This window comes from Lysinibacillus sp. LZ02 (assembly GCF_050613145.1).
GTDB lineage: Bacteria > Bacillota > Bacilli > Bacillales_A > Planococcaceae > Lysinibacillus_B.
Map to the genome: position 1 here is coordinate 1,057,346 of NZ_CP192507.1, position 20,782 is coordinate 1,078,127.

General features: G+C 41.1%; 20 protein-coding genes. All 20 read left to right on the forward strand.

Features of this window, described 5'->3' with window-relative positions:
- The 20 genes from ACQQ2I_RS04795 to trmD all read left to right on the forward strand — a co-directional run bounded on the left by ACQQ2I_RS04795 (position 1) and on the right by trmD (position 20,747).
- Positions 1 to 1,647, forward strand: a complete 1,647-nt coding sequence (locus ACQQ2I_RS04795; RefSeq protein ID WP_431029437.1) for a DAK2 domain-containing protein — start codon at positions 1 to 3, stop codon at positions 1,645 to 1,647.
- Positions 1,648 to 1,987: 340 nt separating this feature from the next.
- Positions 1,988 to 2,650 (forward strand): L-serine ammonia-lyase, iron-sulfur-dependent subunit beta, encoded by a 663-nt coding sequence (gene sdaAB / locus ACQQ2I_RS04800; RefSeq protein ID WP_431029438.1) that lies wholly within the window; start codon positions 1,988 to 1,990, stop codon positions 2,648 to 2,650.
- Positions 2,651 to 2,663: 13 nt separating this feature from the next.
- Positions 2,664 to 3,551 carry an L-serine ammonia-lyase, iron-sulfur-dependent, subunit alpha gene (gene sdaAA, locus ACQQ2I_RS04805; protein ID WP_431029439.1) on the forward strand — a complete coding sequence of 296 codons (888 nt, stop codon included), beginning with the start codon at positions 2,664 to 2,666 and terminating at the stop codon, positions 3,549 to 3,551.
- A 296-nt stretch (positions 3,552 to 3,847) separates the two neighbouring features.
- Positions 3,848 to 5,881: an ATP-dependent DNA helicase RecG gene (gene recG / locus ACQQ2I_RS04810; RefSeq protein WP_431030454.1), complete on the forward strand. Its 2,034-nt coding sequence runs from the start codon at positions 3,848 to 3,850 to the stop codon at positions 5,879 to 5,881.
- A 116-nt stretch (positions 5,882 to 5,997) separates the two neighbouring features.
- Positions 5,998 to 6,378: a VOC family protein gene (locus tag ACQQ2I_RS04815; protein WP_431029440.1), complete on the forward strand. Its 381-nt coding sequence runs from the start codon at positions 5,998 to 6,000 to the stop codon at positions 6,376 to 6,378.
- A gap of 12 nt (positions 6,379 to 6,390) precedes the next feature.
- Positions 6,391 to 6,807 carry a VOC family protein gene (locus ACQQ2I_RS04820; protein ID WP_431029441.1) on the forward strand — a complete coding sequence of 139 codons (417 nt, stop codon included), beginning with the start codon at positions 6,391 to 6,393 and terminating at the stop codon, positions 6,805 to 6,807.
- Between the two features lie 314 nt (positions 6,808 to 7,121).
- Complete coding sequence (gene fapR / locus ACQQ2I_RS04825; RefSeq protein WP_431029442.1) at positions 7,122 to 7,697, forward strand: transcription factor FapR; 576 nt, start codon at positions 7,122 to 7,124, stop codon at positions 7,695 to 7,697.
- Entirely contained in the window at positions 7,694 to 8,677 is a 984-nt protein-coding gene (gene plsX / locus ACQQ2I_RS04830) for a phosphate acyltransferase PlsX (protein WP_431029443.1), read from the forward strand. Before fapR ends, plsX begins: the two co-directional genes overlap by 4 nt.
- Positions 8,678 to 8,703: 26 nt before the next feature.
- Complete coding sequence (gene fabD, locus ACQQ2I_RS04835) at positions 8,704 to 9,654, forward strand: ACP S-malonyltransferase (protein ID WP_431029444.1); 951 nt, start codon at positions 8,704 to 8,706, stop codon at positions 9,652 to 9,654.
- A complete protein-coding gene (fabG, locus tag ACQQ2I_RS04840) occupies positions 9,651 to 10,394 on the forward strand; it encodes a 3-oxoacyl-[acyl-carrier-protein] reductase (RefSeq protein ID WP_431029445.1) in 744 nt (247 codons plus the stop codon). Before fabD ends, fabG begins: the two co-directional genes overlap by 4 nt.
- A gap of 30 nt (positions 10,395 to 10,424) precedes the next feature.
- Positions 10,425 to 10,661, forward strand: a complete 237-nt coding sequence (gene acpP, locus ACQQ2I_RS04845) for an acyl carrier protein (protein ID WP_391366388.1) — start codon at positions 10,425 to 10,427, stop codon at positions 10,659 to 10,661.
- Between the two features lie 178 nt (positions 10,662 to 10,839).
- Entirely contained in the window at positions 10,840 to 11,601 is a 762-nt protein-coding gene (gene rnc, locus ACQQ2I_RS04850; protein WP_431029446.1) for a ribonuclease III, read from the forward strand.
- Position 11,602: 1 nt separating this feature from the next.
- Complete coding sequence (smc, locus tag ACQQ2I_RS04855; protein WP_431029447.1) at positions 11,603 to 15,175, forward strand: chromosome segregation protein SMC; 3,573 nt, start codon at positions 11,603 to 11,605, stop codon at positions 15,173 to 15,175.
- A gap of 3 nt (positions 15,176 to 15,178) precedes the next feature.
- Complete coding sequence (gene ftsY, locus ACQQ2I_RS04860; protein ID WP_431029448.1) at positions 15,179 to 16,411, forward strand: signal recognition particle-docking protein FtsY; 1,233 nt, start codon at positions 15,179 to 15,181, stop codon at positions 16,409 to 16,411.
- A 673-nt stretch (positions 16,412 to 17,084) separates the two neighbouring features.
- Positions 17,085 to 17,420, forward strand: coding sequence for a putative DNA-binding protein (locus tag ACQQ2I_RS04865; protein WP_431029449.1), 336 nt, complete (start codon positions 17,085 to 17,087; stop codon positions 17,418 to 17,420).
- 12 nt (positions 17,421 to 17,432) lie between these two features.
- Entirely contained in the window at positions 17,433 to 18,791 is a 1,359-nt protein-coding gene (ffh, locus tag ACQQ2I_RS04870) for a signal recognition particle protein (RefSeq protein ID WP_431029451.1), read from the forward strand.
- 91 nt (positions 18,792 to 18,882) lie between these two features.
- On the forward strand, positions 18,883 to 19,155 hold the full coding sequence (gene rpsP, locus ACQQ2I_RS04875) for a 30S ribosomal protein S16 (RefSeq protein ID WP_391366394.1): 273 nt from the start codon (positions 18,883 to 18,885) through the stop codon (positions 19,153 to 19,155).
- 14 nt (positions 19,156 to 19,169) lie between these two features.
- Complete coding sequence (locus ACQQ2I_RS04880; protein ID WP_391366395.1) at positions 19,170 to 19,403, forward strand: KH domain-containing protein; 234 nt, start codon at positions 19,170 to 19,172, stop codon at positions 19,401 to 19,403.
- A gap of 91 nt (positions 19,404 to 19,494) precedes the next feature.
- Positions 19,495 to 20,013 (forward strand): ribosome maturation factor RimM, encoded by a 519-nt coding sequence (gene rimM, locus ACQQ2I_RS04885; RefSeq protein WP_431030455.1) that lies wholly within the window; start codon positions 19,495 to 19,497, stop codon positions 20,011 to 20,013.
- Between the two features lie 2 nt (positions 20,014 to 20,015).
- Positions 20,016 to 20,747 carry a tRNA (guanosine(37)-N1)-methyltransferase TrmD gene (gene trmD, locus ACQQ2I_RS04890; RefSeq protein WP_431030456.1) on the forward strand — a complete coding sequence of 244 codons (732 nt, stop codon included), beginning with the start codon at positions 20,016 to 20,018 and terminating at the stop codon, positions 20,745 to 20,747.
- Positions 20,748 to 20,782: the final 35 nt, after the last annotated feature.

Genomic DNA, 20,782 nt, shown 5'->3' on the forward strand with positions numbered 1-20,782 from the left:
ATGAAGTCATTAGACGGAATTAAATTTGCAGAAATGGTACAAATGGGGGCGCATCACCTGTACCAAAATGCAAGTTATGTAGATTCGTTAAACGTATTCCCAGTACCGGACGGAGATACAGGGACGAACATGAACTTATCAATGACATCAGGTGCAAAAGAAACAGAAAGCAACACGGGTGAGCATATCGGTAAAACGGCACAAGCGTTAGCAAAGGGCTTACTCATGGGAGCACGCGGAAATTCAGGTGTTATTTTATCGCAATTATTCCGCGGCTTTAGTAAAGCGATTGAAAAAGACGCGACAATCGATGCAAAAGGGTTAGCAGCAGCGTTCCAAGGTGGCGTTGATACGGCGTATAAAGCTGTGATGAAGCCAGTGGAAGGTACCATTTTAACAGTTGCTCGCGAGGCAGCGACAAAAGGTGTCGAAGTAGCAGAAAACACAGACGATTTAATTGAGTTAATGGAAGCATTTGTGGTAGAAGCAAAGGCCTCACTCAATCGTACACCAGATATGCTACCTGTATTAAAGGAAGTAGGCGTAGTGGACAGTGGCGGACAAGGATTGCTATTTGTGTATGAAGGTTTCCTTGCGGCATTAAAAGGTGAAGCATTACCTGAGAAGAACGATGCTTCTTTAGATGACTTAATTAATGCAGAGCATCATCGTGTACAAGATTTCATGAATACAGAAGATATTGAATTCGGTTATTGTACGGAAATTATGGTACGCTTTGAAGAAGGAAAAGAACCATTTAACGAAGAAGCGTTCCGCAATGAGTTAAACCCAATGGGCGACTCATTACTTGTTATTTCTGATGATGAGATTGCGAAAGTACATATCCATACAGAAACACCTGGTAATGTGTTAAGTGCAGGTCAAAAATACGGTAGCCTTATGAAAATTAAAGTAGATAATATGCGTGAACAACATTCGGCCATTGTTGGTGATGCAGCATCAGCTGCTCCTGCGAAAAAACAAGAAAAAATTCCGTACGCTATCGTGACAATCGCGATGGGTGAAGGGATTGCCAACTTGTTAAAGTCAATCGGTGCATCTTACGTGATTGAAGGCGGACAAACGATGAATCCATCAACGGAAGATATCGTGAAAGCGGTAAACGAAATTGGTGCAGAGCGTGTGCTTATTTTACCGAACAATAAAAATATCGTTATGGCAGCAGAACAAGCAGCAGAGCTTCTTGATATTGAAGCTGCTGTCGTGCCAACGAAAACAATTCCTCAAGGGATGGCAGCTATTTTAGCGTTCAACCCAGAGGTAAGTGTGAGCAACAATAAAGAAAACATGACAGCAGGCTTTGCACATGTTAAAACAGGTCAAGTAACCTATGCAGTACGTGATACATCAATCGACGGGGTAGAAATCCGCAAAGATGATTATATGGCGCTTGCAGAAGGTAAAATTATTTTATCAACACCTGAGATGATGGATGCAGCAAAAGAGGTCATCAATAAGTTAGTCGATGAGGATAGCGAAATTATTACCGTTATTTACGGTGAAGATACAACTGCAACACAGGCAAATGAGCTTGCAAGCTTTATCGAAGAAAACTTTGAAGATGCAGAAGTAGAAATCGTTGAAGGAAAGCAATCACTATATCCGTTTATTTTATCAGTTGAATAAATAAAAGTGGGAGTGTAGGCAGATGGATGCCTGCACTCTCTTTTTGGCGGATTGGCAAAGATAAGTTTTACGTCTTTCCGCAAAGATTTAACATCGTATAGATGCAAGTAATGTTTTGGTTCAATATCAAAATATGTTCCTGATTAAAAATGGAGACTGAAGCCAAGCCCGCGGAAAGCGTCCGCCCGTAACGGAATGTGCGGTAAAGTACATGTTTTGGTGAAGACCCAATATTTTTAGAGGTTGTTAGAAGTATGAATAATTTGTGTCGATGTATAGACATTGATACACTTAAAATATGAATTGAATTGTGAGAATATTGAAGTGAGAAGGTGACTTTATGAAATTTACATCTGTATTTGATATTATCGGCCCGGTGATGATTGGTCCATCGAGCTCGCATACGGCGGGGGCTGCTCGCATTGGACGTATCGCGCGTGATTTATTTGGTCGCCAGCCGAAATGGGTAAAAGTGCATTTATATGGATCGTTTGCAGAAACATATCGTGGACATGGTACAGATATTGCAATTATTGGCGGTTTATTAGATTACGATACGTATGATGAACGTATTAAAACTGCTTTTTCTGATGCAAAGGAAGTAGGTATGAGCTTTGAATTTATCCCAGAAGAAGCACATAAAGAGCACCCGAATACGGCACGTCTTGTAATGGGAGATGAAATCGGTGAAATGAGTGTGGAAGGGATTTCGATAGGCGGCGGTAAAATCGAAATTAGTGAAGTGAATGGCTTTAAACTGCGACTAACAGGTGGCATGCCAGCGATTCTTGTTGTTCATAATGATCGTACAGGATGTATTGCCAATGTTGCGAACTGCCTTGCGATGCATAATGTCAATATCGGGCATATGGAAGTATCTCGTATTGAGCGAGGGCATACGGCACTGATGGTAATTGAAGTGGATCAAAATATTGACGACCGCATTTTACAACAAATTGCTTACATTCCGCATATTACGAAAGTATCGAAAATGAATACGTAAGGGAGGGTGCATGATGGACGTATTATTTCAAAATGTAAGAGAATTAGTAGCACTTGCAGAAAAAGAAAATAAATTAATATCGGAAATTATGATTGAACAAGAAATAAAAATTAGTGGTCGCACGAGAGAAGTCATTCTAGAGCAGATGGACCGCAATTTAACGGTAATGGAAGAAGCGATTGAACGTGGTTTAAAAGGGGTGCAATCTGTCACGGGTTTAACAGGTGGGGATGCTGTGCTGTTACAAAACTATATTGCGACGGGTAAATCACTATGTGGCGAATTGCTGTTAGACGCTGTCAGCAAGGCAGTCGCGACGAATGAGGTAAATGCGGCAATGGGGACAATTTGTGCTACGCCAACAGCGGGTTCAGCTGGGGTTGTACCAGGGACATTGTTTGCGGTAAAGCATAAATTAAATCCAACACGCGAACAAATGATTCGCTATCTCTTTACATCAGGGGCATTTGGTTTTATCGTCGCTAATAATGCGTCAATTTCTGGTGCGGCGGGCGGTTGTCAAGCAGAAGTAGGGTCAGCGGCAGCGATGGCAGCAGCTGCGATTGTTGAAATGGCTGGTGGTACACCGCAACAATGTGCAGAGGGCTTTGCGATTACATTGAAAAATATGCTGGGACTTGTATGTGATCCCGTTGCTGGTTTAGTAGAGGTACCGTGTGTTAAACGAAATGCAATGGGCGCAGCTAATGCGCTTGTCGCAGCGGATATGGCGCTTGCAGGTGTAACAAGCCGTATTCCATGTGATGAAGTGATTGGTGCGATGTATCGTATCGGCCAAGCAATGAGCCCGAACTTAAAAGAAACGGCAAGAGGTGGTCTAGCAGCAACACCAACAGGTAAAGCGCTAGCGCAAAAAATATTTGGTGGTGTTACTAACTAAATGAAACACACGTCCAATATGTCAGAGTATAGACGAAGTTGATTTTTCAACTTTGTCTATACTTATTTTGGTAGTTAATTAAAAGTAGGGAATCCCAGACTGTTTTGAAAACGCTTGTCAGACAAGGCGGGCAGTCGAGCGAAGACCTGAATAGAACTTTAGTTCATGAGGGGACGAGCGAGACAACCAACGCAGTATGCGAGCGTTTGTCAACAGTCTGACGCGTACTCATTATGAGAACGCGTGTTTTTATGCTATGCTAAAGAAAAGTACATAAAGGAAGTGGGAAATTGGTTATTACAGAACCTGTATCCAACTTAAAAGGTGTTGGCAAGGAAACGGCTGAACAATTAGCGTCGCTCGGTGTTCATACGATTGAGGACCTCATTTGGATGTTTCCATACCGCCATGAAGATTTCACATTAAAGAATTTAGCTGAAACACCACACAACGAGAAAGTAACAATTGAAGCGCGAGTGGAGAGTGTACCGGCTGTGACGTTTATGGGGAAAAAATCGCGTCTAACAGTAACGGTTTTAGCGGGTCGCCACTTAGTAAAAGTTGTTATGTTCAATCAACATTATTTAAAGCAAAAACTAGTACCAGGCGCCATTATTACAGTATCAGGGAAATGGGATCGAGGTCGTCAAGTTGTAGCCGGTTCATCAATTAAATTTGGGCCGAAGCAAGATCAAGGCGATTTTGAACCTGTGTATAGTTTACGTAATACGATTCATTTAAACCGCTTTCGAAAATTAATGCGACAAGCCCTTGATGAGGCGGGGCATTGTATTTCTGAAACATTGCCAGCTTCCATGCGTGAACAGTATAAGCTATTGCCGATGCAGGAAGCGCTTGAAGGGGTACACTTCCCAAAAGATACAGAGCATGTGAAGCAAGCAAGACGCCGTTTTGTGTTTGAAGAGTTACTCGTCTTTCAACTGCGTATTCAAGCACTACGTAAAGCGCGTCGAGACAGTGAAAAAGGGTTATCCATTAATTATGATTTAGTGAAACTTCGTGATTTTATCGCTATGTTGCCGTATGAACTGACGGGGGCGCAAAAGAGAGTCGTAAACGAGATTTGTAAAGATTTAAAAACGGCGCATCGTATGAATCGACTGCTGCAAGGGGATGTTGGTTCCGGGAAAACCGTTGTTGCGGCGATTGGGTTATATGCGGCTGTCACAGCGGGCTATCAAGGTGCGTTAATGGCGCCGACAGAAATTTTAGCAGAGCAACATGCGGAAAACTTATATGCTTGGTTTGAACCAATGGGGGTACGCGTTGCTTTATTATCTGGTTCTACGAAAACAAAAGCCCGAAGAGACATTTTAGAACGATTAGCAAATGGCGAAATTGATATTTTAATTGGGACACATGCGCTTATTCAGCCGGGTGTGGCATTTAAAAATCTCGGATTCGTAATTACGGATGAGCAGCATCGTTTCGGCGTGGAGCAACGTCGTATTTTGCGCGATAAGGGGGAAAATCCTGACGTCTTATTTATGACGGCTACACCGATTCCGAGAACGCTTGCGATTACGGCGTTTGGTGAAATGGATGTATCTATTATTGACGAACTGCCTGCGGGACGTAAGCAAATTGAAACGCATTGGATGAAGCATGAGCAACTAGGTGCTGTGTTAACAAAAATGGAGGCGGAGTTAAAAGCAGGGCGGCAAGCTTACGTAATTTGTCCGCTTATTGAAGAATCGGATAAGCTAGATGTTCAAAATGCGGTTGAAGTATACGAGCAATTGACGACTTATTTTCTAGGACGCTTTAAAGTGGGTTTAATGCATGGGCGCTTGTCAGCGGATGAAAAAGATCTAGTGATGCGAGCGTTTAGTGAAGGGGAATTGAATATACTTGTGTCAACAACTGTAGTCGAAGTAGGGGTAAATGTGCCGAATGCCACATTTATGCTTATTTATGATGCGGAACGTTTCGGATTAGCTCAACTTCATCAATTGCGTGGACGCGTTGGACGTGGTGAACATCAATCGTATTGTGTGCTTTTGGCTGATCCTAAAACAGACGAAGGAAAAGAGCGCATGATGTCAATGACAGAGACAAATGATGGTTTCCGGTTAGCTGAAAAAGATTTAGAGCTACGTGGTCCAGGCGATTTCTTTGGGAAAAAACAGAGCGGGTTGCCCGAGTTTAAAATGGCTGATCTTGTGCATGATTATCGTGCGCTAGATATAGCGCGGCAAGATGCTGTGCGGTTAATTGAAAGTGAAGAATTTTGGCGCGCTGATGAGTATGAGTCGTTACGCCAAATGCTTGAGCGGTCGGGTGTTTTAGAAGGAGAGCGTATTGATTAGAAAAACATATGTTGCGTGTTTCTAGAAAGACATTTTTAGGAATGTAAGCAACATATGTTTTTTCTTGCAAATTTCAAACGAATAACGTACACTCGTTCGCATAAGGGGGGAGTCATATGAAATCAATTCGGCCGTTCTTAATGTTTAAAGGCGGTGCCTCAGAAGTAATCGATACATATGCATCGTGGTTTACTGATTTTGAAGTTATATCTAAGCAATTGATTCCACAAACAGAACTCATTGCATTGGCAGAAATCTGTATACATGGGCAAAAAATTTTGCTAAATGATACACAACAACAGCATGCATTTGATTTTACACCATCTTTTTCGTTTTTCATTGAGTGTGAGTCCGAACAAGAAGTTCATGCATTAGCAGAAAAGATGAAGGATGGTGGACAAGCTTTAATGCCGCTTGGGCAATATGGATTCTCAACATTATTTGGCTGGTATCAAGACCGTTTTGGTGTATCGTGGCAAATAAATTTTAATGAATAAGGAGAGAGAACGATGGCAATTAATCCGTACTTTGTATTTGATGGAGAAGCAAAAGAAGCAGTAGCATATTATGCAGAGGCTTTTGGGGTGGAGGATTACCAAGTTATGACATTCGGTGAGGCGCCACAGCATCCAGATCATCCAATTCCACAAGAAGCTAGGAATCGTGTCATGCACGCCATGCTGCAATTACCAACAGCAAAATTAATGTTTTCTGATACTTTCCCAGGTCAGGAAAAAGTAAAAAAAGGCAATCAAATAACGCTAGCGTATGTTTTAAATGATGAACAGGAACTGCGCCGTGTGTTTAACTTTTTTGCGCAAGAGGGCAAAGTGATGATGCCGCTTCAAGAAACGTTTTGGAGCAAATGTTACGGTAGTGTAACCGACCGCTTCGGTATTGAATGGCAAATCAATTATGAAGGATAATTGGATAAGACCTCTAAGGTTCGATACTAAAATCTATTCTTGATAACAGAAAAATTGTTGTAAAAGTACATGGAGCGAAGCATGAGCGACGAGGAGGCTCGACCTCGCCCGCGGAAAGCGTCCGCCCGTAACGGAATGTGCGGTCAAGTACATGTTTTGGTGAAAACCTCTTTTTAGTGAATAATCTTTCAATAGTATGCAAATTATACTTTTTTACGGGCGCAATAACAAAAAGTTGTTGCGTTCTTTTTTTACTTTATGTATATTGGTGTTAGTACCAAGTGCTAATACTTAATAAGAAGGTGACGAAGGTTATGAAACGTACAAAAAAAGAACGCCAACAATTACTAACAGAAACAATCGCAGATAATCCATTCGTCACTGATGAACAGTTAGCACAGCAATTTGGTGTAAGCGTTCAAACGATTCGATTGGACCGCATGGAATTGTCCATTCCTGAATTGCGTGAACGTATTAAAGACGTAGCAGCAAGAAATTATGAAAATGAAATTAAATCGCTCCCATTAGATGAAATAATTGGAGAAATTATTGATATTGAATTAGATAAACGCGCTTTTTCTATTTTTGATGTAGGAGAGGAGCATGTGTTTCAACGAAATGGTATTGCACGAGGGCATCATTTATTTGCGCAAGCAAACTCTCTAGCAGTAGCTGTTATTAACGATGAATTAGCGTTAACAGTAAAATCCAACGTTGCTTTCGTTAAGCCTGTCAAAGCAGGTGACAGAGTCATAACGAAAGCGGTCGTGCGCACGCAACAATCAGAGAAAAATCGAACAATTGTTGATGTCACGTCGACAGTCAATAATGAAGTTGTGTTCATAGGAGAATTTGAGATGTATCGCACGAAAGGTGGAAACGAAACATGAAATTAGCAGTAGATGGTATGGGTGGCGATAATGCTCCACAAGCAATTGTGGAAGGTGTTATGCAAGCACTTGAGGATTTTACAGATATCGAAATTTTATTATACGGTCGTCAAGAGGCGATGACACCTTATTTAAAGGAACATCCGCGCTTAACGGTGATTCACTGTGAAGAAGTGGTAGAAGCAGAAGACGATCCAGCACGCGCTGTTCGTCGAAAAAAAGATTCTTCTATGGCACGTATGCTCGAAGCAGTAGCAGACGGAACAGCGGATGCTTGTCTTTCGGCAGGTAATACGGGTGCATTGATGGCAGGTGGGTTGTTTAAAGTAGGAAGAATTGAGGGAGTAGGACGCCCAGCACTTGCGACAACATTACCTACAATTGATGGCAGGGGTTTCCTTATGCTAGACCTTGGTGCGAATGCGGATGCTAAGCCAGAGAATTTGTTACAGTATGCCATTATGGGTGATATTTACGCGAAAAAAGTCCGCGGTTATAATGCGCCTCGTGTAGGTTTATTAAATATTGGTACTGAAGAAAAAAAAGGTAATGAGCTGACAAAAGCAACCTTTGATTTACTGAAAGAAGCGAATATGAATTTTGAAGGCAACGTAGAGGCGCGTGAGCTATTAAACGGTGTAGCGGATGTTGTTGTAACAGATGGCTTTACAGGAAATATGGTGTTAAAGACAATCGAAGGTACAGCAGGTACACTATTTGCGATGTTAAAAGGCGCATTTACTTCTTCAACAAAAGCAAAAGTTGGCGCTGTGTTAGCTAAAAATGGCTTAAAAGATTTAAAGACAAAAATGGATTACACAGAATACGGTGGAGCTGCGTTGTTCGGTTTAAAAGCACCGGTCATTAAAGCGCATGGGTCATCAAATGCTCGGGCGATTTACAGTGCCATTAAACAAGCGCGTACAATGGTTGAACATGATGTATGTGCGACAATTCAAGCAACGATTACGGTAGAGTAATCACATTTGGCAAAGGGGAATTAAACATGACAAAAATAGCTTTTATTTTTCCGGGGCAAGGCTCACAACAAGTAGGTATGGGGGCAGAGCTTGTCGCAGTAAATGAAAATAGTAAGGCGTTTTATAACCAAGCAGATGCTGTACTTGGTTTTTCATTATCAAAATTGATGTTTGAAGGGCCACAAGAGGAGCTTACTTTAACGTATAACGCGCAGCCAGCATTACTAACAACAGGTGTCATGATTGCTCGTCAATTAATGGATGCTGGGGTGAAACCGGATTATACAGCCGGTCATTCGTTAGGAGAATATAGTGCATTTGTTGCGTCAAATGTATTGACGTTTGAAGAGGCCGTACAAGTTGTTCATAAACGTGGTTTATATATGGATGAGGCAGTGCCTGCGGGTGAGGGTGCAATGGCTGCTATTTTAGGGATGGAACCGACTGAATTACAACAAGTTTGTGAAGATGTGAGTGCAACAGGCGAAGTCGCACAACTTGCTAATTTGAATTGCCCAGGACAAATCGTTATTTCCGGTACGAAAGCAGGGATTGAACAAGCTTGTGCGCTAGCGAAAGAGCGTGGCGCCAAACGAGCAATTCCGCTAACGGTTAGTGGACCATTCCATAGCACATTGATGCAACCGGCAGCGGAAAAACTTGCTGATGCAATTGAGCAAGTCGACTTTAAAGTGCCTTCTATCCCTGTTGTAAGTAATGTTACATCGACGCTACTTGAAGATGTAGAGGCGATTAAACAGGAAATGATTGATCAAGTATCAAGTCCCGTACAATGGGAGCAAAATGTGCGTACATTAATGGATTTAGGTGTAACCGTATTTATTGAATGTGGCCCAGGAAAAGTGCTATCAGGGCTTGTGAAAAAAATTGACCGAGGCGCAACGGTATACGGTGTCTATGATGAAGCAACAATGGCACAAGTGATTGAAGCGTCGAAAGGGTGGAACACACAATGAGTTTAACAGGTAAAACAGCAGTCGTGACGGGTGGTTCGCGTGGTATTGGTCGTGCAATTTGTATCGAGCTTGCGAAACAAGGTGCAAATGTTGTTGTGAATTTTAGCGGTAGTGAAGAAAAAGCGAAAGCGGTTGTTTCAGAAGTAGAAGCGCTTGGTGCAAAAGCAATGGCTGTACAAGCGAATGTAGCAGATAGCGATGCGGTAGAGGCTATGATGAAACAGGCAGTAGAAGCGTTTGGTTCACTTGATATTTTAGTAAACAATGCTGGCATTACACGTGATAATTTATTAATGCGTATGAAAGAACAAGAATGGGATGACGTTATTGATACGAATTTGAAAGGTGTGTTCCTTTGTACGAAGGCTGTCACACGTCAAATGATGAAACAACGTGCAGGTCGTATTATTAACATTTCATCCATTGTTGGTGTCGCGGGTAACCCAGGGCAAGCGAATTACGTGGCTGCTAAAGCTGGTGTAATTGGTTTAACAAAAACGTGTGCACAAGAGTTAGCAAGTCGCAACATTTTAGTGAATGCTATTGCACCGGGCTTTATCACAACAGAAATGACAGATAGTTTACCAGAAGAGTTAAAGGAATCGATGTTAAAGCAAATTCCGTTAGCGAAATTAGGACAACCAGAAGATATTGCAAAAGCGGTTGTATTTTTTGCATCGGAAAATGCTAATTATATTACAGGGCAGACATTACATATTGATGGCGGCCTAGTGATGTAACAACCGATTCATTGAGGGGAGGTGACTGATTTGGCTACAGTAATAGAGCGTGTAACGAAAGTAATTATCGACCGTTTAGGTGTTGATGAAAGCGAAGTAAAACCAGAAGCTTCATTCCGTGAAGATTTAGGTGCAGACTCATTAGACGTTGTAGAGCTTGTAATGGAGCTTGAAGATGAGTTTGATATGGAAATTTCTGATGAAGATGCAGAAAAAATCGCAACAGTTGGTGATGCAATCACTTACATCGAAAACAAACAGAACTAATTATAAAGAGACACATAAATGCGGGAAATCGTGTTTATGTGTCTCTTTTTACTCATAATTTTAGTGAATGTGTAAAAAACCAAGGATAAACAGCGCATTTTATGAGAATCCCTTTGCGCAAAAGGTTTTAACGATGTAAACTAAACGATAGAAACTGAGTAGGAAGGCAGATTTGTCCATGACGATAAGAAAAAAAGGGAATCATCAGAAAGCTGGTATATTGCCAGAAAAAGTTCGCACTCATTTTGAACAGTTGCAGCAAGAGTTGAACGTAATATTTAGCAACAAAAATTTATTATATCAAGCATTTACACATTCATCCTATGTGAATGAACATCGTCGCAAGCTATTTACGGACAATGAACGACTTGAGTTTCTAGGAGATGCTGTATTAGAGCTATCGGTGTCGAAATTTTTATTCGAAAAATATCCACAAATGAGTGAGGGTGAGCTAACAAAGCTACGTGCTTCTATTGTTTGTGAGCCGTCATTAGTTATTTTCGCAAATGAATTAAAATTTGGACAATATGTATTACTTGGAAAAGGTGAAGAACTGACAGGTGGTCGAGAGCGCCCAGCATTACTAGCAGACGTATTTGAATCATTTGTCGGTGCGCTTTATTTAGATCAAGGGCTTGAAACGGTCGTCACATTCCTAGAGAAAATTGTGTTCCCGAAAGTAGAAAACGGTGCTTTTTCGCATGTGATGGATTTCAAAAGTCAACTACAAGAAATGGTTCAGCAATCGAATAATGGGCTATTACATTATGAGATTGTCGATGAAAAAGGTCCAGCACATAATCGGACATTTGTATCGCGTGTGCTATTAAATGATGAAGAGCTCGGTATTGGGCGAGGGAAGTCTAAGAAAGAGGCTGAGCAACAAGCGGCGCAAAGTGCGATGCAAAGGCTAAGACAGCAGGCACAAAAGGAGGAGTAACATGTTCTTAAAACGACTTGAAGTAGTTGGCTTCAAATCTTTTGCGGAGCGTATTGGTATTGATTTCGTCCCCGGTGTTACGGCTGTTGTAGGTCCGAATGGTAGTGGGAAAAGTAATGTAACAGATGCAATTCGTTGGGTTTTAGGTGAGCAATCGGCAAAATCATTGCGTGGTTCAAAAATGGAGGATGTTATTTTTGCTGGTAGTGAATCTCGCAAACCACTCAATTTTGCGGAAGTAGCGCTAATTTTAGATAATACAGATCAACGAATCCCGATACCTTACACGGAAATTAGTGTGACAAGACGTGTGTATCGTTCAGGTGATAGTGAGTATCTACTCAACAATCAACATTGTCGCCTGAAGGATATTACGGACTTGTTTATGGATTCGGGACTGGGTAAAGAGGCGTTTTCAATTATTTCCCAAGGTCGTGTGGATTCTATTTTAAATAGCCGACCGGATGATCGACGCCTTATTTTTGAAGAAGCAGCAGGTGTTTTAAAATATAAACAGCGCAAGAAAAAAGCCGAGCTAAAGCTTGCTGAAACAGAAGAAAATTTACATCGCGTATTAGATATTTTACATGAACTGGATAATCGTCTAGAGCCACTTCAAATCCAAGCTTCTGCTGCTAGAGATTATGTCCGCATGAAGGCAGAGTTAAAAGATTTTGATATTTCGCTTATTGTCCACGACTTAACGGCATGTGAAGCACAATTAAAAGCTTTACAAGATGAATTAGCCGGTCTTGAAGCAAATGAACTACTACATGCTGGTGAAATGACAATGCTTGAAAAAAGTTTGCGCCAAGTACGAGCAGAGTTAAAAACGCTTGACAGTCATTTAGATACGTCCCAAGAAAATTTAGTAGAAGCAACTGCTGAAGTGGAACGCTGGGATGGGCGAAAAGCGTTAATGCATGAAAAGCGTTCGAATGCAGAAAAGCACTTGAAACAATTGGAAGCGCAACTTGTCGTATCACAACAGGAAGCAAAGAAGCAAGCATTGAACAAATCAGAGAAAATGGTGCTATTTGCGGAAAAGCAAAAAGAAGTTGGTTCACTTCGCCAAGCGATTAAACAATTAGAGCAAGCATTAACACGCTCGGCTTCTGAAATTGAAGAAGAAATCGACGTATATAAACATCAATATATCGATTTGTTAAATGAAGAAGCAACGATTAAAAATGAATTAAAACATATAAATCAGCAATTACAACAACAACAAGAAACAGCTGAGCGTATGACAGGTCGCTCGGCGGAAATGCAAAAAGAGTTAACACGTGTCATGGCTGAAAAGGAAGTGATTGCTGAGCGAATAGTGAATCTTCAACAACAGTTAAAAGACAAGCTTGCGTTACATGAAGGGATGCAAGGTTCATTAAAGCAGCTAACCGTTCAACTGGATGAGAAGCAAGATTTACTGTATAAAGCGTATCAGCATCAGCAACAGTTAAAAGCGCGTCGTGAAACATTAGAAGAATTGGAAGCGGATTTCTCGGGCTTCTTCCAAGGTGTAAAGGAAGTACTGCTGGCACGAGATAGAGGAGAGCTGTTAGGGATTGAAGGCGCTGTGGCGGAACTTGTTCAAGTAACAGGACAATATTCGCAAGCAATTGAAACAGCACTAGGCGCAGCGAGCCAACATATTGTGACGCAAAATGAACAATATGCACAGCAAGCAATTAATTGGTTAAAACAAAAACGTGCAGGGAGAGCTACTTTTTTACCAAAAACGGTGATGAAATCCCGTCGCTTAAGCGATGCACAAATTTCAGCTGTCTCCAGTCATCCAGCCTTTGTCAATATAGCGTATAATCTTGTGAATTTTGATGAATCGAATCGTTCGATTGTTGAAAATTTACTTGGGAATGTACTTGTTGCTTCGCATTTAGAAGGTGCTAGCCAAATGGCGCGATTACTTGGCTTTAAGTATCGTGTCGTGACACTTGATGGTGATATTGTGAATGCAGGGGGTTCATTAACAGGTGGATCAGTCAAACAGCAAACATCCTTATTTACACGGAAAGCGGAGCTTGATACATTATCGGCAAAAATTGCTGAAATGGAGCATTCCATTCAATCGGCTGAGCGTACAGTAACCGTTGAAAAAGAAAAGGTGGCAAATTTACGCCAAGATTTAGAAGAAGTACGTTTACTTGTAGAAGAGTTACGAGCACAAGAACAGAAGCATAATGCAACCTTATTTGAACTAGATATGCAAGAAAAGAACTTAACTACGAGTGTCACACTTGCTACAAGTGAGCAAACGACTATGGTCACACGTGGACAAACGCTTGCTGAACAAAAAGTACAAGCGGAGGCACGTCTTGCTGAATTAGCAACAGAGCTTACTGAAATTAATGAATTAGTGGAGCAATTAACATTGGCAAAAGCGCAAGGAGATACGCAAAAAGATGTACTCCGTGATGAGATAGGAGAAAAGCGTTCTCAACTTGCCGTAGCACAAGAACAGCTTTCACAAGTTCAAATTGCAATTGCGGATATTGATCTTCAAATGGCCAAAACAAATGAAACAATCGAAAAGATTTCCCAGGAAATTGAGTGGTTCCATTCAGATGCTGACTCAAATGGTCCTACAATGGAAGAAATTGAGCAAGCGATCATTGATTGGGGAGCAAAACGTGAATCGTTACTTACAATTATTACGGAAAAGAAAGAACAAAAGGATGGATTACAACAAAAGCTTTCTGTTATTGAAGAAGATTTAAAAGAGAAGCAACGTATCCATAAAAGCTTTATGGAAGCGATTAATACGTTATCGATCAAACGAAGTCGACTACAATATGAGCAAGGGAACTTCATCGCGCAGCTCAAAGAAAACTATGAAATTGATTTTGAGGCGGCGAAGGAACTGGCAGGAGCAATTGACGATGTCGCGCAAGTCCGTCGAAAAGTAAAATTACTGAAGCAATCGATTGAAGAGTTAGGCCCTGTTAACTTAACAGCAATAGATGAATTTGAGCGTGTGCAGGAGCGGCATGCCTTTTTATCTGAGCAACGTAGTGATTTATTAGCAGCGAAAGAAACACTGCATGAAGCCATTAAAGAAATGGATGTGGAAATGACTGCGCGCTTTAGTGAAACGTTTACAAATGTCAGATTACAATTTAAAGCTGTGTTCCGTGAATTATTTGGAGGCGGTCAGGCGGATTTAGTATTAGTTGCCCCTGATAATTTACTAGAAACGGGCATTGAGATTGTTGCGCAACCACCTGGGAAGAAATTGCAAAGTTTGAGTTTACTATCAGGGGGGGAACGCGCGTTAACAGCGATTGCTTTATTGTTTGCGATTTTAAATACACGTCCAGTACCGTTCTGTATTTTAGACGAAGTAGAGGCAGCACTGGATGAATCAAATGTTATTCGTTATAGCCAATATTTAAAGAAATTTAGTAAAGAAACACAATTCATCGTCATTACACATCGTAAAGGGACGATGGAAGGTGCAGATGTTTTATATGGCATTACGATGCAAGAATCAGGTGTATCGAAGCTTGTTTCGGTCAAGCTTGAAGAGGAAGAAGTGCCAGTAGGTGAAGGAGTGTAGAAAATGAGCTTTTTTAAACGTTTAAAAGAAAAGTTAATCGGTTCATCAGAAGAAGAAAAGTTAAAAGATGAACTCGTTGAACAGGAAGAGGCTAAGCAGGATGATCTAGCCGATGTGAAAGAAACAACGCTACAAGATGATGCAAAAGTAGAGGGACCTGTAACAGTTGAAGAAGTGGAGCAGCCAACTGTAGAAGTAGAAGAGCTACCACAAGTAGAGGAACCGGTTGCAGAAATAACAGAAGAAGTAACAGAAGAACAGAAAAAACCTTCCGCTTGGTCTATTACACAAAAGTTTAAAGCTGGTTTAGCGAAAACACGTGACTCATTTACATCAAAAGTAAACGATCTTGTGGCGCGTTACCGCAAAGTGGATGAAGACTTCTTCGAGGAACTGGAAGACGTATTGTTACAAGCGGACGTTGGCTTTGAAACGGTCATGGAGTTAATGGACAAGTTACGTTTTGAAGTACAACGTAAAAATATTAAAGATACAGAAGGCATTCAAACGATTATTTCGGAAAAGCTTGTTGAAATTTATGAGGCGGGCGAAGAAAATTTAATTGAATTAAATGTACAGCCACAAGGTGAACTCACGGTTATTTTATTCGTTGGGGTGAATGGCGTTGGTAAAACGACAACCATTGGTAAGCTTGCACACCGCCTAAAATCAGAAGGTAAAACAGTTATGCTAGCAGCTGGTGATACATTCCGTGCAGGTGCAATCGATCAGCTTCAAGTATGGGGCGACCGAGTAGGTTGTGAAGTGATTAAACAATCAGAAGGGTCAGATCCGGCGGCAGTCATGTACGATGCGATTCGCGCGGCGAAAAATCGCAATGCGGATGTGTTAATTTGTGATACAGCAGGACGATTACAAAATAAGGTGAACTTAATGAACGAGCTTGAAAAAGTACACCGTGTTATTTCGCGTGAAGTGCCAAATGCACCACATGAAGTATTATTAGCACTTGATGCTACAACAGGTCAAAATGCATTAGTACAAGCGCAAATGTTCAAAGAGGCAACGAACGTAACAGGTATTGTATTAACGAAGCTAGACGGCACAGCAAAAGGTGGTATCGTTCTTGCGATTCGTAACAAATTACACATTCCAGTGAAATTTGTTGGTCTAGGGGAGAAAATGGACGACCTACAACCATTTGATGCAGAACGCTATGTATATGGTTTATTTGCAGAAGGCTTAGAAAAAGAACTAGAAAAAATAGAAGACTAATCAAAAGTGGCTCAGAAATAATTCTGGGTCACTTTTTTCATTTACTAGCTTCATAATAAGCAAAAGTCTATTTTAAAAATACCATTTAAATGGTAAAAGGTGTTTATTATAGCCTCCGCGCTTTGCCACAGCCTACACAGGAGCTAAAACAGGCGTGGCCTGTTTGGATCTCCTGTTACGGCTCCTGTGGCTATGGCGCGCTACGGCAAAAAGTGAATACTTCTCAATATGCTAAAAAGTATTCTCCTTCTCTAAAAGAAATCATTTTCTTTCTATTTGCACATATCGTTGCCTAGCCCCTGTAATCTATGGGGAGATTTATTGCTTTTTAGCAACACATTTTTTATTGAACAACAGTTGCTTGTAGCGGAGGCACGAGACTCCTACGGGAAAAGCGAGACAATCAAGACCCCGCAGGCGCGAAGGATGAGCGACGAGGAGGCTTGATCTCGCCCGTGGAAAGCGAGTGCCGGAGCGGAAAGCAACGGTTACTCAAATGGTAATATATTTATGTGTTTACTCATTATGAGTTACTAGTATAAACATAAACCAAGCGTTTAGTAGCAAAATCAATTTGCAAAAATTCTACTGTAATCTGCAAGTAAATTCCCTTGACACTTTCCCTTGAAAAGCTATATGATACAGTAGAATAAATATGAATGGAGAGATGAAAATGCTACTTGAAAAGACAACGCGCATGAACTTTCTCTTCGACTTTTATCAAGCGTTATTAACAGAAAAGCAGCGCAGTTATATGGAGCTTTATTACTTAGATGATCATTCACTCGGTGAAATTGCGGGATCGTATGAAGTATCTCGCCAAGCGGTGTATGATAATATCCGCCGTACAGAAGCCATGCTTGAGGAATATGAAGATAAATTACGCTTATTAGAAAAATTTCAGCAACGCCAGCGTATGTTACAGGAGCTGACGGTAGCCATTCAAGACGATGATGCGACGTTAGAAGCGCGTCTTGCGTTAATTGAACAACTGAAGGAATCGGATTAGGAGGCGAACAATTTGGCATTTGAAGGTTTAGCAGAACGACTCCAAGGAACCATTCAAAAAATTAAAGGTAAAGGGAAAGTAACTGAACAAGACGTAAAAGAAATGATGCGTGAAGTACGGTTTGCTTTAATTGAGGCCGATGTTAACTTAAAAGTAGTAAAAGAATTCGTCAAAAAAGTAAGTGAACGTGCAGTTGGTATTGATGTGATGAAATCGTTAACACCTGGTCAGCAAGTCATTAAAATTGTACAAGATGAGCTGACAGCCTTAATGGGTGGAGAACAAAGCCCGATTAAATTTAATAATCGACCACCGACAGTCATTATGATGGTCGGCTTACAAGGTGCTGGTAAAACGACAACAACAGGTAAGCTAGCGAACGTATTACGTAAAAAATACAATAAAAAGCCGCTTTTAGTAGCTGCTGACGTATATCGTCCAGCGGCTGTAAACCAGCTTCAAACACTTGGGAAGCAGCTGTCTATTCCTGTATTTGCTCTTGGAACAGATATTTCGCCAGTCGAAATTGCACGTCAAGCCATTGAGCATGCAAAGGAAGAACATCACGATGTGGTCATCATCGATACAGCAGGTCGTTTACACATTGATGAGGCACTCATGCAAGAGTTAAAAGATATTCGTGCATTAAAAGAGCCAGACGAAGTATTCCTTGTTGTCGATGCGATGACAGGTCAAGATGCAGTAAACGTAGCACAAAGCTTCAATGAGGCAGTCGGTATTACGGGCGTTGTGTTAACAAAACTTGATGGTGATACACGTGGTGGGGCCGCATTATCGATCCGTTCGGTAACGGAGAAGCCAATTAAATTCGTCGGTATGGGAGAGAAAATGGACGCGCTTGAGCCGTTCCACCCAGAACGTATGGCCTCTCGTATTCTTGGGATGGGTGATGTACTTTCATTAATCGAAAAAGCACAGGCGCAAGTGGACATGGACAAAGCGAAAGAGCTGGAAGAAAAGTTCATGACACAAACATTTACGTTTGATGACTTTGTCGAGCAATTACAAGCTGTGAAAAAGATGGGACCTTTAGATGAGTTGTTAAAAATGCTCCCGGGCGCAAACAAAATTAAAGGTTTAGATAATGTTAAAGTAGATGAAAAGCAAATGGGGCGCATTGAGGCCATTATTTACTCCATGACGCCTGCTGAAAAAACAAATCCTGATTTGATTAATGCAAGTCGTAAAAAGCGTATTGCGAATGGTTCAGGTACGACGATTCAAGAAGTAAACCGCTTACTAAAGCAGTTTGAAGAAATGAAAAAAATGATGAAACAAATGACAGGTATGGCGCAAGGAAAAGGGAAGAAAAAGATGAAATTACCTGGTTTTGATTCATTGTTTAAATAAAAATTTAGGTGTTAAGAAAAAACACTTTACAAACTCAAGAGACATTGCTAATATAATATCTTGTGTGAAACTTATTCGGAGGTGCTTATTAATGGCAGTTAAAATTCGCTTAAAACGTATGGGAGCTAAAAAATCTCCTTTCTATCGTATCGTAGTAGCTGATGCTCGTTCACCACGTGACGGTCGTCAAATCGAAACAGTAGGTACTTACAACCCACTTACAGTTCCTGCTACAGTACAAATCGATGAAGAGAAAGCTCTTAAATGGTTAGCTGATGGTGCAAAACCATCTGATACTGTTCGTAACCTGTTCTCAGAACAAGGTATCATGGAGAAATTCCATAACCAAAAATTCAGTAAATAATCGGAGGTATCTGTATGCAACAGCTGATTGAAGCAATCGTGAAACCGTTAGTCGATTATCCCGATGATGTTCGTATTGAGACGGACGAAAATGATAATCGAATTGTTTATAAGCTTTTTGTTCATCCAGAGGATCGAGGGAAAGTCATAGGCAAGCAAGGTCGTGTCGCAAAAGCAATTCGCACAATTGTTTACTCAGCATCAAGCGGATACCATAAGAAAAAGACTTACGTCGATATATTGGATTAAAAAAAGGATATTCCGAAGCGAATATCCGCACAATAAAAAGAGGAGGAGGCGCGTATGCTTTCTTCTCTTTTTCTATACAAGAGGTGATATGATGGAATGGTTTAACGTAGGGCGTATTGTAAATACGCATGGCATTCGCGGTGAAGTGCGTGTATTATCTTCAACCGATTTCGAGGAAGTACGATTTGCACCAGGTAGTAAACTGGCGGTCTTTAAAAAGGATGAAAAGCGTCCGATTTGGGTAACGGTAGCAAGTTCACGTCCCCATAAAAACTTTATTTTATTAACGTTTGAAGGCTTAAATAACATTAATTTAGTGGAGCCTTTTAAAGAAGGTCTTTTAAAAGTGACGATGGACCAACTGGAAGAAGATGAGCTAGCAGAAAATGAATATTACCATTTTGAAATTATGGACTGCGAAGTGTACTCAGAAGAGGGCGAACTAATCGGTGTTATCACAGATATTTTACAAACAGGTGCTAATGATGTATGGGAGATTAAAGCAAAAGGCGGTAAAAAGCATTACATCCCGTATATTGAAGATGTTGTAAAAGAGATTGACGTAGAAGAGAAAAAAATCATTATTCATGTAATGGAAGGCTTACTATAATGATGAAAATTCACGTATTAAGTTTGTTTCCGGAAATGTTTGAAGGCGTTTTCGGCGCATCCATTTTAAAGAAGGCGCAGGAAAAAGGGGCAGTTGAGTTAGCGGTAACGGATATTCGTGAGTTTAGTGGCAATAAGCATAAGCAAGTGGACGATTACCCGTACGGTGGTGGTGCAGGTATGGTATTAAAGCCAGAACCGATGTTTAATGCGGTCGAAACGATTACGGAAGGGCGCACGCCGCGTGTTATTTTAATGTGTCCACAAGGAGAACGCTTTACGCAGAAGAAGGCTGAGGAGCTAGCGCAAGAGGACGATTTAGTGTTCCTATGTGGGCATTACGAAGGCTATGACGAGCGCATTCGCCAGCACCTTGTGACGGATGAGATTTCGATTGGAGATTTCGTATTAACGGGTGGAGAATTACCTGCGATGACGGTGATTGACGCGGTCGTACGTTTATTGCCAGGCGTACTAGGGCAAGCGGATTCGCATATTCAGGATTCGTTCTCCACAGGTTTACTAGAGCACCCGCATTACACACGTCCAGCGGATTTCCGTGGCTTGAAGGTACCAGACGTATTAACGAGTGGCAACCATGCGAAAATCGAAGAATGGCGCCAGGAGCAATCGTTAAAACGTACGCTTGAGCGTCGTCCAGATTTACTAGAGGCGTTACAATTAACGCCGAAGCAACTGAAGGTTTTAGAGAAATTACAGCAAGAAAAAATGTAAGCAAAACTACTTGACACTCATAATACAGTGTGATA

Coding starts and splice junctions, on each gene's coding strand:
- ACQQ2I_RS04795 (WP_431029437.1), top strand. CDS start 1: ATGAAGTCATTAGACGGAATTAAATTTGCAGAAATGGTACAAATGGGG.
- sdaAB (WP_431029438.1), top strand. CDS start 1,988: ATGAAATTTACATCTGTATTTGATATTATCGGCCCGGTGATGATTGGT.
- sdaAA (WP_431029439.1), top strand. CDS start 2,664: ATGGACGTATTATTTCAAAATGTAAGAGAATTAGTAGCACTTGCAGAA.
- ACQQ2I_RS04815 (WP_431029440.1), top strand. CDS start 5,998: ATGAAATCAATTCGGCCGTTCTTAATGTTTAAAGGCGGTGCCTCAGAA.
- ACQQ2I_RS04820 (WP_431029441.1), top strand. CDS start 6,391: ATGGCAATTAATCCGTACTTTGTATTTGATGGAGAAGCAAAAGAAGCA.
- fapR (WP_431029442.1), top strand. CDS start 7,122: ATGAAACGTACAAAAAAAGAACGCCAACAATTACTAACAGAAACAATC.
- plsX (WP_431029443.1), top strand. CDS start 7,694: ATGAAATTAGCAGTAGATGGTATGGGTGGCGATAATGCTCCACAAGCA.
- fabD (WP_431029444.1), top strand. CDS start 8,704: ATGACAAAAATAGCTTTTATTTTTCCGGGGCAAGGCTCACAACAAGTA.
- fabG (WP_431029445.1), top strand. CDS start 9,651: ATGAGTTTAACAGGTAAAACAGCAGTCGTGACGGGTGGTTCGCGTGGT.
- rnc (WP_431029446.1), top strand. CDS start 10,840: ATGACGATAAGAAAAAAAGGGAATCATCAGAAAGCTGGTATATTGCCA.
- smc (WP_431029447.1), top strand. CDS start 11,603: ATGTTCTTAAAACGACTTGAAGTAGTTGGCTTCAAATCTTTTGCGGAG.
- ftsY (WP_431029448.1), top strand. CDS start 15,179: ATGAGCTTTTTTAAACGTTTAAAAGAAAAGTTAATCGGTTCATCAGAA.
- ACQQ2I_RS04865 (WP_431029449.1), top strand. CDS start 17,085: ATGCTACTTGAAAAGACAACGCGCATGAACTTTCTCTTCGACTTTTAT.
- rpsP (WP_391366394.1), top strand. CDS start 18,883: ATGGCAGTTAAAATTCGCTTAAAACGTATGGGAGCTAAAAAATCTCCT.
- ACQQ2I_RS04880 (WP_391366395.1), top strand. CDS start 19,170: ATGCAACAGCTGATTGAAGCAATCGTGAAACCGTTAGTCGATTATCCC.
- rimM (WP_431030455.1), top strand. CDS start 19,495: ATGGAATGGTTTAACGTAGGGCGTATTGTAAATACGCATGGCATTCGC.
- trmD (WP_431030456.1), top strand. CDS start 20,016: ATGAAAATTCACGTATTAAGTTTGTTTCCGGAAATGTTTGAAGGCGTT.